The sequence below is a fragment of the Methylocystis heyeri genome (assembly GCF_004802635.2).
In the GTDB taxonomy this organism is placed as follows: Bacteria; Pseudomonadota; Alphaproteobacteria; order Rhizobiales; family Beijerinckiaceae; genus Methylocystis; species Methylocystis heyeri.
Genome location: NZ_CP046052.1, coordinates 1,621,194 through 1,633,395, shown reverse-complemented (window position 1 = coordinate 1,633,395; position 12,202 = coordinate 1,621,194). Strand labels below are relative to the sequence as shown.

At 63.7% G+C, this 12,202-nt stretch carries 12 protein-coding genes; 2 read left to right on the top strand and 10 right to left on the bottom strand.

All coding sequences use genetic code 11. From position 1 onward, the window contains the following. Positions 1 to 583: 583 nt before the first annotated feature. Together H2LOC_RS07330 and H2LOC_RS07325 are read left to right on the top strand one after the other, a co-directional pair. A complete protein-coding gene (locus H2LOC_RS07330; protein WP_136495804.1) occupies positions 584 to 2,944 on the top strand; it encodes an Orn/Lys/Arg family decarboxylase in 2,361 nt (786 codons plus the stop codon). 11 nt (positions 2,945 to 2,955) lie between these two features. After that, the gene (locus tag H2LOC_RS07325) at positions 2,956 to 3,540 is read left to right on the top strand and encodes a GNAT family N-acetyltransferase (protein ID WP_136495803.1); all 585 of its coding nucleotides are present in this window, start codon (positions 2,956 to 2,958) and stop codon (positions 3,538 to 3,540) included. A gap of 214 nt (positions 3,541 to 3,754) precedes the next feature. On the opposite strand, the gene H2LOC_RS07320 is transcribed toward H2LOC_RS07325, so the two are convergent. From H2LOC_RS07320 to H2LOC_RS07275, 10 genes are all read right to left on the bottom strand, one after another. Next, positions 3,755 to 4,654 (bottom strand): F0F1 ATP synthase subunit gamma, encoded by a 900-nt coding sequence (locus H2LOC_RS07320; protein ID WP_136495802.1) that lies wholly within the window; start codon positions 4,652 to 4,654, stop codon positions 3,755 to 3,757. Beyond that, on the bottom strand, positions 4,651 to 7,164 hold the full coding sequence (locus H2LOC_RS21910) for an alternate F1F0 ATPase, F1 subunit alpha (RefSeq protein ID WP_162009717.1): 2,514 nt from the start codon (positions 7,162 to 7,164) through the stop codon (positions 4,651 to 4,653). Before H2LOC_RS21910 ends, H2LOC_RS07320 begins: the two co-directional genes overlap by 4 nt. Further along, on the bottom strand, positions 7,161 to 7,940 hold the full coding sequence (locus H2LOC_RS07310; protein ID WP_136495801.1) for a F0F1 ATP synthase subunit delta: 780 nt from the start codon (positions 7,938 to 7,940) through the stop codon (positions 7,161 to 7,163). Before H2LOC_RS07310 ends, H2LOC_RS21910 begins: the two co-directional genes overlap by 4 nt. A gap of 3 nt (positions 7,941 to 7,943) precedes the next feature. Further along, the gene (locus H2LOC_RS07305) at positions 7,944 to 8,225 is read right to left on the bottom strand and encodes a F0F1 ATP synthase subunit C (protein ID WP_136495800.1); all 282 of its coding nucleotides are present in this window, start codon (positions 8,223 to 8,225) and stop codon (positions 7,944 to 7,946) included. 100 nt (positions 8,226 to 8,325) lie between these two features. Continuing rightward, positions 8,326 to 9,000, bottom strand: a complete 675-nt coding sequence (locus H2LOC_RS07300; RefSeq protein ID WP_136495799.1) for a F0F1 ATP synthase subunit A — start codon at positions 8,998 to 9,000, stop codon at positions 8,326 to 8,328. Further along, a complete protein-coding gene (locus tag H2LOC_RS07295) occupies positions 8,990 to 9,289 on the bottom strand; it encodes an ATP synthase subunit I (RefSeq protein ID WP_136495798.1) in 300 nt (99 codons plus the stop codon). The genes H2LOC_RS07300 and H2LOC_RS07295 overlap by 11 nt, the downstream gene beginning before the upstream one ends. Next, the gene (locus tag H2LOC_RS07290) at positions 9,286 to 9,594 is read right to left on the bottom strand and encodes an AtpZ/AtpI family protein (RefSeq protein WP_246207056.1); all 309 of its coding nucleotides are present in this window, start codon (positions 9,592 to 9,594) and stop codon (positions 9,286 to 9,288) included. The genes H2LOC_RS07295 and H2LOC_RS07290 overlap by 4 nt, the downstream gene beginning before the upstream one ends. Before the next feature lie 16 nt (positions 9,595 to 9,610). Next, positions 9,611 to 10,003: a F0F1 ATP synthase subunit epsilon gene (locus H2LOC_RS07285; protein ID WP_136495796.1), complete on the bottom strand. Its 393-nt coding sequence runs from the start codon at positions 10,001 to 10,003 to the stop codon at positions 9,611 to 9,613. A 29-nt stretch (positions 10,004 to 10,032) separates the two neighbouring features. Then, the gene (gene atpD / locus H2LOC_RS07280) at positions 10,033 to 11,466 is read right to left on the bottom strand and encodes a F0F1 ATP synthase subunit beta (protein ID WP_136495795.1); all 1,434 of its coding nucleotides are present in this window, start codon (positions 11,464 to 11,466) and stop codon (positions 10,033 to 10,035) included. Then, on the bottom strand, positions 11,463 to 11,909 hold the full coding sequence (locus tag H2LOC_RS07275; RefSeq protein WP_246207054.1) for a MarR family winged helix-turn-helix transcriptional regulator: 447 nt from the start codon (positions 11,907 to 11,909) through the stop codon (positions 11,463 to 11,465). The genes atpD and H2LOC_RS07275 overlap by 4 nt, the downstream gene beginning before the upstream one ends. Positions 11,910 to 12,202 lie beyond the last annotated feature (293 nt).

The following is a 12,202-nucleotide window of genomic DNA, read 5'->3' as shown; positions in this document are numbered from 1 at the left end:
CTGCTATTGCTCGTTTGTGTCTGCCGGGTTGCGGGTCCGGGCGGCAGGCGTGTGAGATCGCCCGGGCCGGAGCCCCGTCCGTTTGGAGGGCGCCGCGCCGGCGGGCTGATCGCCATCGGAGCCGAACCTCTAGCGAAACCAGACAAAAAGAATAGAGAAACCCAGCGCCAGAATCAGGCCGATGATGACGCTTCTGAGAAAGCCGCCCTCGAATTCTTCCATTTGCTCCAGCTCCCGGCCGCCGCGCCCCCTGCACGGGGCGGGCATCCTCGCCGCTCTCGTCTCAGCCTAGCATGACCTTTCTCAGAGGCAATCATTTCAGCTTCATGCGCCCTATGCGCGGTTGCGAGGCCGCGCGCCGCCGCCGGGTGAAAATCGCGCCGAACCGAAATTCTGTGCAAAAGGCCCAAAACCAACGGGCCGCGGGTTCAGAGGCTCAGTCGAATCGCGCAGAAGCTCGATCCTGTCACATAGGCGTCATGGACTTCGTTTGACAAACCGACGGCGGGAAGCCTATCGCCGCCCCGCGGCGTCGCTCTCGCCTCTCGACGCGCTTACGCTCCAGGTCCCCAGGGAGAACCCGATGAATTTTTTCCAGCGCTTCACGTTCCTGTTCTCGGCGCCGGTCTTCGACGCCGACGATCTCGAGGGAATGCGCTTCAAGGAGATCATCGCCTGCATCGAGCGGATGGGCTTCCAGGTGGTGAAGGCCCGGCGCCTCGAGGATGCGGAACTCGCCGTCCAGACCGACGCCGCCATCGGCTGCATGGTGGTGGACTGGGGCAAGAAGGGTCTCGAAGGAAAGGCGGCGTCCCTCATCAACCTGATGCGTTCGCGCGGCCTGGACATGCCTATCGTCATTCTCGTGCGGCGCAAGCGGTTCGAAGACATCCCGGTGGAAGTGCTGGACTTCATCGACGGCTATGTTTTTCTCGCCGAGGAGACGCCAGAGTTCATCGCCAAGAATCTGGTCAGCCGGCTCAAGCAATATGCCGAAACCCTGAAAACCCCGTTTTTCGGGGCCCTGGTGGACTATGCCGAAGAAGGCAACCAGCTCTGGACCTGCCCCGGCCACAACGGCGGGATTTTCTACAGCCGCAGCCCCATCGGCCGCATCTTCATGGAGCATCTGGGCGAAGCGGTGTTCCGGGACGATCTCGACAACTCCGTTCTCGAACTCGGAGATCTTCTCACCCATGAGGGGCCGGCTCTCGCCGCGCAGAAGTCGGCCGCGGCGATCTTCGGAGCCGAGAAAACCTATTTCGTGCTCAACGGCACTTCGTCGTCCAACAAGATCGTGCTCTCCAATCTCATTGCCGAGGACGACCTCGTCCTGTTCGATCGCAACAATCACAAGGCGGCGCATCACGGCGCGCTCCTGCTCAGCGGCGGCGTGCCGATCTTCCTGCCGACCGACCGCAACGCCTTTGGGCTCATCGGGCCGATCTGGGCCGAGGCCTTCGACGAGACGAAGCTGAGAGAGCGCATTCGCGACAATCCTCTGGTGCAGGACAAGGAAGCCTGGAAAAAGGAGCGCCCTTTCCGTGCGGCGGTGATCGAGCAATGCACCTATGACGGCACGATCTACGACGCCCAGACCATCGTCGACCGCATCGGCCATCTTTGCGATTATATCCTGTTCGACGAAGCCTGGGCGGGGTTCATGAAGTTCCACCCTCTCTATGAACGCCGCTTCGCGATGGGGCTCAAGAATCTGGGGCCGGAATCGCCGGGCGTGGTCGCCACCCAGTCGACGCACAAGCAGCTGGCCAGCTTCTCCCAGGCCTCGCAAATCCATGTGCGGGATCGTCATATTACCGGGCAGAAGCGCAGGGTGGAGCACAAGCGCTTCAACGAAGGCTTCATGCAGCACGCCTCGACATCGCCATTCTATCCGCTGTTCGCTTCGCTCGATGTCGGCGCCCAGATGATGAAGGGCAGATCGGGAGAGGTCCTGTGGGACGACACGGTTCGCCTCGGCATCGAATTGCGCAAGAAGCTGCGCGCCATCAAGCGCGAGTTCGACGAGAAAGAGCGTGACTCGACGCGGCGCTGGTTTTTCGACCCCTTCGTGCCCGACCGCATCACCATACCGGATGTCGCGCGCGAGGACGGCGGCGTGCATGACGTCGCCTGGGAAAGCATCCCGACCGACCAGCTTGCGCGACATGCCCGATATTGGGAGCTTGCCCCCGGCGCAGCCTGGCACGGCTTCACTCATGTCGAGCAGGGCTTCGCCATCACCGATCCCTGCAAGCTCACTCTGCTTACGCCCGGCTTCGACCGCAAGACCGGCGCCTATGAGGCCCATGGCGTGCCGGCGCCGGTGGTTGCACAATATCTGCGCGAGAATCGCGTGGTTCCCGAGAAAAACGATCTCAATTCCCTGCTTTTCCTGCTTACGCCCGGCGTCGAGTCGAGCAAGGCGGGAACGCTGGTCAGCGCGCTCGTGGCCTTCAAACGGTTGCATGACGACAATGCGCTGCTCGACGACGTCATGCCCGAATTCGTGGCGAAGCGCCCCAAACGCTACAGGGGCGTGCGTTTGCGCGATCTATGCGGAGACATGCATGGTTTCTTCCGCGAGGCCAATGTCAGCGCGCTGCAAAAGGCGCAGTTCTGCGCCGAGCATCTGCCGGAAATGACGATGACCCCGCGCGCGGCTTCGCGCTATCTCGTGCGCAACAATGTCGATTATCTGCCGATCGACGAGATCGAAGGCCGTATCGCGACGACGCTCTTCGTTATTTATCCGCCTGGAATCGCGACGGTGGTTCCCGGCGAGCGGCTCTCCGGAAAGGCGAAGGCGATGATCGACTATCTGAAGGCTTTCGAGCGCAGTTCGAACGAATTCCCCGGTTTCGACGCGGAAATCCAGGGCCTTTACCGGGAGACCGACGAAAACGGCAAAATCCGTTTCTACACCTATGTCGCGAAGGAATAGGGCCGGGCGCGATGGTTTTCCAATCTACCACCGGCAGCGTCGCGGCGTCCCGCATCGTCGTAAGGCCTTCGCGCGACGCCGACGTCGCAGCGATGCTCGCGATCTATCTCCATCACATCCGCCATGGCGTCGATCCCTCTCAACACCACGACATCGAGGCCCCCGACGCCGACGACATCCGCAGGCGCCGCAAGAACATGCAGAAGCACAAGCTGCCGCACCTGGTTGCGGAGCTCGAAGGCGTGGTGGTCGGCTACGCCTATGCCGTGCCTTTCCGAAAAAGGCCGGCCTATCGCTATGTCGTCAAGCACTCGATCTATGTGCATCACGACTATCTGCATTGCGGCATAGGGCGAATGCTGCTGCCTGCGCTGATCGACGCCTGCGCCGCTTCGGGATATCGCCAGATCATCGGCTATATCGACGCATCCAACCGCCCGTCGCTGCAACTGCACGAGTCGTTCGGTTTCCGGCAGGTCGGCTGTCTGCCGTCCATCGGGTTCAAATTCGGACAGTGGACCGATTCAGTGATGATGCAGCGTTCGCTGGGGCTCGGCGCCACGACGCCGCCGGACGCGCCGCCGCACAACTCGTGATTTTCACGAGCCCACCCGACGCCTCATCCTGAGGCGCTTTTTTCGGAGCGCAAAAGCCTCGAAGGATGCTCCAGGAGAGAGGGGACTGGATTTCTCGATGTGGCTGCTCCCGAGCAGATCAAACGGATTTCCTATCAGACCCGGAAATCGAGCATCCTCGCGACGCCAGCTCGCAAGGCGTTGGCTCCAGCGCTCGAGGCGGCGGCGCGGTCGGCTACCGATCGCCTGAAGTCGCAGGCGAAGAAAGCGCCTCGAAGCCGGCGGTCACGTCGAACAATTCTTCGTCGATCGCGCTCTGCCGCAGGCGATGATAGGCCGCGGTGAGATCGACCAGCATCTCGTCGATATTGGTGTCGGCGCGCTGCATGGCGGCGAGCCTGCTGGCGTTTTCGCTGGCGAGAGACTCCGCGCAGGCCCTGAACAGGGAAACGAACAGATATTCCCGGATCAGTTCCTGCAGCACGGCGTCGCCGCCGATGACCTCGGGAAGATTGGTCGTAGGCCAGGGAGATTTTCTGAGCGCGCGGCGCCATTCCTCGTCGAGCGGCAGCAGGCGTTGATCCACCGGCGCGTAAGCGGCTCCGAGGGCCGGCCGGTTGTGAAACAGGTAAAGCTCCGTCACCGCGCCGCACCCCGGAGGCGTCTCTATGGCGGCGACGATCTGGCCGATCAGCGGCGATATCGATTTGACCGAGCCGGGCACGGGAAACAGCTCGACCGGCGTCAGACCAGCGTCCTCGAGGCGCGAGAAAGCGCGCTCCCCCACGGCGAAGACGCAGGGTCTTTTTTTCAGGGTCGAAAATTTCTCGATGGCGAAGTCCGCGACTACATCGTTGAAGCGGCCGACCAGTCCCTGATCCGACCCGAACACCACAGCGCCCGTGATCCTCGCTTTCGCTCCCGCCGCCTCCGGCGTCGGTTCCGCGAGCGCGCTTCGTCTCAGGCAGACGCTCAACCCCATTTCGACGCTGCGATAATAGTCGCCGAGCGATCGCACCGCCTTTTCATATTGGCCGATATTGGCGGCTGCGAGCGCTTTCATGGTGCGAACGACCGCTTGAAGATCTCCCGCGCTTTTGATCTTGCGCTGCAGGCCGGCGGCGTTTTCGGTCACTTCGCCGGGCCTTTCTCCTGCGGCGAAAACCGAACCTCCGTCTCCATGCCCGGACGCAATACGAGCGCGGGATTGGTCGCCTCGACAGCGATCCTCGTGGTTTTTGCGCCGGGGCCGCCGATCACGCGCATGACCTCGCCTTTGAAGGTCTGGCCGGGGAAGTTTTTCACCGAGAACGAAACTTTCAGTCCGGGCGAGACCAGTCCCGCCGCCTCGTCATCAGTCATGGCGTCGATGCGAACCGTATCGAGATTGGCGATGACGAAGGGCGGGGGGCTTTGGCCGGGCTCCACGGATCGGCCGTCTTCTGCATTTTTGGCGATCACGATCCCGGAAATGGGGGCGACGAGCTCGGTCTTTTCGAGGTCGTCGCGCGCCTCGTTCAGTTTCGCGTCGCTTTCGAGCAGCGCCATCTGGGCTTCTTCAGCGCGGCTGCGGGCAAGCTCCAGCGCCTTCTGCGCCGCCTCGATCCGTCCCCTGGAGGCCGCTTTGCGACCGGCGTTTTGTTCGAGCCGCTGGAAGGCCGATTGCGCTTTCTTGAAAGCCGCATCCGCCTGTCGCGCCTGGCCATGGGCCGCCTCGTTTTCGATTTCCCGTCGCTGCAGCGCCGCCCTATAGGGCGTGGAGTCGATCCTCGCGCAGAGCTGGCCCTGTTCCACCGGCTCGTCGACCGCGCAATTCACGCTTTCCAGCTTCCCGGAAGCGCGCGGTTCGATCTTCGCGAGCCATGCCGGCGGGGCGATGCGGCCGGCGGCGCTGAACGCGTGGGGCTCGGTCGGTTGCGGCGCGCGACCCGGCTCCGTCGGCCGAAAGGCGAACCATCCCGCCGCCACGGCCAGAGCTGCGACGAGAGTCAGCGTGGATTTTCCGAGCGGCTCTTTGCCGGTGCGCCCGCCCGCCGGGGCAGCCGCCGCTTGGGGGTCGGTTTTCAGCTCCGCAACCGTCAGCGGCGGCGCGGCCGGCTCCGCCTCGGGCTCCGGCTGCTCTGGAGTTGGGCGAAAGGGCGCGAGGGCCTGCCGGGCCAGAGCGAGCATGGCCTTGCGGTCGGCGTCGCCGAGCTTCGAGGCCGTCTGCATGCGGGAGGCGAGTTCCGGCGGGGCGGCAGCCTCGGCGTCGAGGAGGGCGCTTTCCGCGCCGGCCATTTTTTCGAGCGGAACGTCGTCGAGCAGGCCTTCCGACAAGGCCAGCAGAACGGCGATCTGCCCGGGAACCGAAACGGGCGAAAACTCGGATTGGCGGAGCGTCGCGCGTATGCGCTGCCCGTGCTCGATGATCTTGCGGGAGGCCTCGTCCAGCCGCGCGCCAAAACGGGCGAAGCTCTCGAGTTCCTCGAATTGCGCGTAAGCGAGTTTCAGATCGCCCGCGGCGGCGCGGTAAACGGCCCGCTGGGCTTTGCCGCCGACGCGGGACACCGATTTGCCGACATCGACCGCCGGCAGCACGCCGAGCTCGAAAAGGGACGGGGAGAGATAGATCTGCCCGTCGGTTATCGAGATCAGATTGGTCGGGATATAGGCGGAGATGTTCTGAGCCTCTGTCTCCACGATCGGCAGCGCGGTCAGCGATCCGCCGCCGAGTTCGGCGCGCAGATGCGTCGCGCGTTCGAGCAGGCGGGAATGGATATAGAAAATGTCTCCGGGAAAAGCCTCGCGCCCCGGGGGGCGGCGCAGCAGCAGGGAAAGCTCGCGATAGGCCTGGGCGTGCTGGGTGAGATCGTCGTAGACGATCAGCACGTCGCGACCCGCCTCCATGAAATGCTCCGCTATGCTGGTCGCGGCATAGGGAGCGATATAGGCGAGGCCGGGGGCGTCATTGCCCCTGGTGACGACGACGACGGTGTTGTCCATCGCGCCTTTTTCGCGCAGTACGGCGATGGCGCGGGCCACGGAAGAAGCGCGCTGGCCGATCGCACAATAAATGCAGACGACGCCGTCGTCTTTCTGGTTGAGGATCGTATCGAGAGCGATGGCGGTCTTTCCGGTCTGCCTGTCGCCGAGAATGAGTTCCCGCTGTCCGCGCCCGACGGGTATCAGCGCGTCGATGACCTTGATCCCGGTCTGCAGCGGCTCGGTCACGGGCGCGCGATCCATGATCGCGGCGGCGGGCCGCTCGATGGGCAGACGGCTGGCCGTCGCGGGCGGGGGACCGCCGTCCAGAGGCCGGCCCAGGGGATCGATCACCCGGCCGAGCAGGCTTTCGCCGACCGGGACATCCATCACCCGCCCGGTGCGCAAGGCTTCGTCGCCGGCCTGCAGTTTCTCGTAATCGCCGAGCAGGACGACGCCGATCTCCTGCGGATCGACATTGAAGGCTATGCCCAGGATATCGCCCGGAAAGCGGATCAGTTCCTCGAAGGCGACATTGGGCAGGCCGGACACTTTGGCGATGCCGGTCGCGACGCTCGTGACGGACCCGGTTTCGCGCAGGCGCAGGCCCGGCTCGAACTCCCGCCGGGCCTCGGCGAGGTCGGCGAACATTCCTTCGACGGTCTCGCGCAGCTTTTCGCTCATGCCGTCTCCGCGCCCAGCTTCATTTTTTCGGATTGCAGGCTCGCAAGATCGTCTTCCATCGAGGCGAGGTAATCGGAAACGCTCCAGCCGGCCTTGAGACCTCCTGCGACCAGTTCAACTCCGGCGATCAGGTCGGGCGCAGTTTGGAAGCGAACGGCGGTCTTGGCGGAGAATTCCTTCTGGATGGCGGCCTCTATTGCGGCGCGCTGGTCGGGCGGAAGTTGGAAAGCGCTGCGAACGAGCGGCGCTCCGTCGCTCCGCAAACAAGCTTCGAGGCTCGCCCGTTGCGCTTGCGGCAGATCCGCCAGCCGGCGCAGAAACGCCTCGACCATGCGGCGCTCCAGCGAATCCCCGGCGAGATCCTGCAGCGCCTTCCGCGCCACGGCGAAGACTTCATCCTTTGCGCGATCGCGGATCAGGCCGCCGATATTGCGGGTTTCATCCTCCAGCGCGCGATAGCGTTGGGCGCGCAGCAATTCGGCCGCCTTGCGCGCGTCTTCCATTATCTTGCGGCTCTCCGCTTTGGCTTTCTCCTCGGCCTCGGCGATCAGGGTCTCGCGCTCGCGGTCGAAGGCGGCGTTCCTTTCCAGGAAATCGTCCCGCTGCTTTTGCGCTTGCGCCATTTTTGCTTCGGCGTCGGAAAGCTGCTGCGCCACGCGCCTTTCCCGCGCGTCGATGGCGTCGAGAATGGGCTTATAGAGAAAACGCTTCAGCAGCCAAACGAGGATGAGGAAGTTGATCGCCTGCGCGCCGACGGTGAACCAGTCGATGAGCATGGGTCATTTTCCGGAGGCTTGGGAGATCATATGGTTCCAGAAGGGATTGGCGAATATGAGAATCATCGAGACGACGAAGCAGTAGATCGCGATCGATTCGATCATGGCCAATCCGACGAACAGGGTTCGGGTGATGGTCGTGGCCGCGTCCGGCTGCTGCGCCAGCGAACTCAGGGCTGTCGCCACCGCGCGGCCTTCTCCGAGCGCCGGTCCGATGCTGCCGAGCGCGATGGTCAGCCCCGCGGTGATAATCGATGCGATTGCAACCAGCGTCGCGTTGTCCATGGAACGCCTCTCTTTGTCCGCGCCTCGCGAGCGCTCTCTACAGCTTTGCACGATCGTGTTCTCTACACGCGAATCGGTCTCCGCTTCGCACGAAAACACGCTATCCGTCTTCGCCGCCTCGCGTCGCCGCCGCAATGTACACGGCCGCGAGTATCGAGAAGATATACGCCTGAACCATGCCGGTCAGAAGACCGAGCGCGCTCATCACGATTGGAAAGATAAAGGGAGTCACCGTCAGCAATATGGCCAGGATCATGGAGCCGCTCATCATATTGCCGAAGAGGCGGACGGCCAGCGCCAGCGTGCGCGAAAGCTCGCTGATGATGTTGAAGGGCAGCATGAGGGGAGTGGGTTCGGCGTAGCTCTTCAGATAGGAGAGCAGCCCCTGTTCGGCGATTCCATAGAGAGGGACGGCCGCCAGCACGCAGAGCGCCAGCGCCGCGGTGGTCGAAAGCGAACCCGTCGGCGGTTCGTATCCGGGAAATATGGTGAAGAGATTGGCCGAGGCGACGAACAGAAACAGCGTTCCGAGAAAGCCGAGATATTTCCTAGGGCGCTGCAGCCCGACCTCGCCGATCTGCTTTTCTATGCCGGTGACCACGATCTCCAGCAGATTCTGCCAGCGGCTGCGATGAAGGCCCGTCGAAAGATTCCGGGTGACGAGCCGGGAGCCGAGGGTCAGAAACAGCATCAATCCCCAAGTGTAGAGGATCGTGGCGTTGAGCTTTATGAAGCCGCTCCGCCAGAAAACGATGTCGTCGGCGCTAAGGCGCAAGACTGTCCTCCCGGGAAGCGCCGGAATGCTCGATCATGCGCGTCAGGACGAACCTCGCGCACAGGAAGCCGACGAGGCAGGCGGCGAGCCTGTCCCAGCGGCCGCCCGAGACCAAATAGAATCCGCCGAGGGCGACGGCCATGCGCGCCATCAGGCTGCCCATGAACCAGAGCGCGGGGCGATCCGATCGCAGGCCCTTGCGGACGGTGAACCAGAGCCCGCCGAAGAACAGCGCGCCGAGCAGGACTCCCGCGACTGTGGGAAGCGCAAGCTGAGCCATTTCGTTCATCGGCCGTCGTCCTGATCGTCCCGAATGCGTTTTTCTTCCTCCGCCACCCAACGCCAGGCGCTCAGGCACCCGAGGATCAGCCCGACGATCAGAAGCGTCAGCGTCCAGGAATGCGGCGAGGGGTAGCGCCTGTCCAGCCACAGTCCCAGCGCCGCGCCCAGCACGGTCGGCGTCGCCACCGACCAGCCGATCAGCCCCATCATGCCGAGGCCATACCAGACGCCATGAGGGCCCTTGCGCCGGGCCTTCAGCTTTCTGGAGGCCTTGGCCCCCACCTCTTCGGCCAGCGAAGGCTGCGGGCGCATTGGTTTTTCCGGTTTTTCAGCGGCCATTGTGAATGGCCGCCATGCGTCGGATCAGATCGCTTTCCATCCGCGCCAGAGCGGAGCGCACGCTGCGCTCCTGTTCGTCGAGGTTCTTGAATTCCCGCTCGACGGCGGCGCGCAGTTCGCCGACATCGCCGCTCGCTATGGCGTTGCGCACGGAAATCAGCACATCGGGTCCCGCTTTCACGAGCACTCCTTCGTCAACCGCGATGCAGGTCTCCGCCTCGCCGGCGCGCTGCCATGTCAATATGCCCGGCGCCAGCGCGGCGACGCAATCCAATCTGTGCGGGAGGACGCCGAAAGAGCCTGCCGGCGTCTCGGCGACGATGCGCGTCACATCCGCGGCTTCGGCGAAGACCTGAAAGGGCAGGAGAACTTTCAGATTCATGTTTTCTCCGAGGCGCCCCGTCTTTCCGGTCAGGCCGCTTTGCTTTTAGCTTCGTCGATGGTCCCGATCATATACAGGGCGTTTTCGGGATAGTCCTTGAACTCGTCGCGCAAAATGCGTTCGCACCCGTCCAGCGCGTCTTCGAGCCGGACGAATTTGCCCTCGATGCCGGTGAATTGCGTGGTGGTGAAAAAGGGTTGCGTCAAAAATCGCTCGAGACGACGCGCCCGCGCGACCACATTGCGATCCTCGCGCGAGAGCTGCTCCATGCCCAGCATCGCGATGATGTCCTTGAGCTGGGCGTATTGCGCCAGCGTGCGGCGGATTTCCTGGGCGAGCTCGTAATGGCGCCGGCCGACGACGCCGGGCGTCGCCATCTTGGAGCTGGACTGCAGAGGGTCGATCGCGGGAAAAAGACCTTCGCCCGCCCGCTTGCGGGAAAGCACGATCGAGGCGGAAAGATGCGAGAAAGTGTGGACCGCCGCGGGATCGGTGAAATCGTCCGCCGGCACATAGACCGCCTGGATTGAGGTTATGGCTCCGGCGTCGGTGTTGGCGATGCGTTCCTCGAGCTGCGACAATTCCGTGCCCATGGTCGGTTGATAGCCGAGGCGCGACGGCATCTGCCCCATGAGGCCGGAGACTTCCATCCCCGCCTGGATGAAACGGAAGATGTTGTCGATGAGCAGCAGCACGTCCCTGTGCTCGTCGTCCCGGAAATATTCCGCCATGGTCAGCGCGGCGTGGGCGACCCGGAAACGGGCGCCCGGCGGATCGTTCATCTGGCCGAAGACCATCACCATATTGGCGAGCACATTGGCCGCCTTCATGTCGCGGTAGAGCTCCTCGCCCTCGCGGCAGCGTTCGCCGACGCCGCAGAAAATGCTCACGCCTTCGTGCTGCTTCACCAGATTGTGGATGATCTCGCCGAGCAGGACCGTCTTGCCGACGCCCGCGCCGCCGAAGAGGCCGGCCTTTCCGCCTCGCTCCAGCGGCGCCAGCACGTCGATCAGCTTTACGCCGGTTTCGAAGATCTCCGATCTGGTGGAGCGGCTCGTCAGGGGCGGGGGCGCCCGGTGCACGGGCCGCCAGGAAACATCGGAAAGCTCGGCTCCGCGATCGATCACGTTTCCGAACACGTCGAACATGCGGGAGAGGATCTGTCTGCCGACCGGGGCTTTGAGAGGGCCGCCGGTAAAATGCGCCTCCATGCCGCGCGCCAGCCCCTGCGTGGGGGTCAGCGCAATGCCCCGCACATGGCGGGCGTCGAGCTGCGAAAGCGCTTCTATTACGATCGAGCCGTTCTCGCCCGCCCGCAGAATGGAGTAGATCGGGGGCAACCGGCCCTCGAACCTGACGTCGACCACGCTGCCGCGGACTGCGGCGACGACGCCGGTGCATGGATCCCCGCTCGATGAAGGCGCCCCTTCCGGCTGATCCGCGCTGGGCAGGAAATCGTTCATGACGTCGTCAGCGGCTCGTCTTTGGCTGCGTTGAACAGATCGAGGAAGGCGCTTTCGCTCTTGCGCAATTCGCACAGATGGACCGAGGCGAGATGGCTCAGGCAACGCTCGCCCGAAGCGGTGAGCACGACCAGGGACCGCCGCCGGTCCGTCGGATCGGTCTTGCGCCGCACCAGCTTGGCCTGAACCAGGCGCGAAACCATTTCGGCCGCGCTGTGCTCCTTGATCATCAACTCGGCGGCGAGCTGGCCGACGCTGATGTGTTCGCCGCCCGGGTAGGTTTTGATCACCAGCAGGGCCTGATAGCGCTGCGTCGTCAGACCGACATTCGCCGCCGCCTGCTCGCTGAAGGCGAGGAACCTGCGAAGCGTCGATCGAAAGGCCGCCAGTGCGCGGAACTCCGTCTCGCTTGGAAAGGTCTCGCCGCTCTCCGAGGCCGGCAATTGGTTCTCATGCGGAATGGTCAGATCAACCCCCTCGCCGCGTCTGCCAAAAACCGCGCCGACCGGTTTTGGTTCGCTCTTTTGTAATTTTAACGCGACTTTCCCAATCGCATGACCCTGGGACGTCCATCCGGTCAGAAAACGCACCAGTGGCCGCGGCTTGGGCAAAGCGCGCCGAAAACGCTTGTCCTACAATGCTATCCCGGCGCCGTCGGGTCAACCGCGGGGGCTGGCCTTTGCGCCCCGCGCGACTATCGTGCGAGAGCCGTTCCGGGTTAACCTCGTGCGTCAGG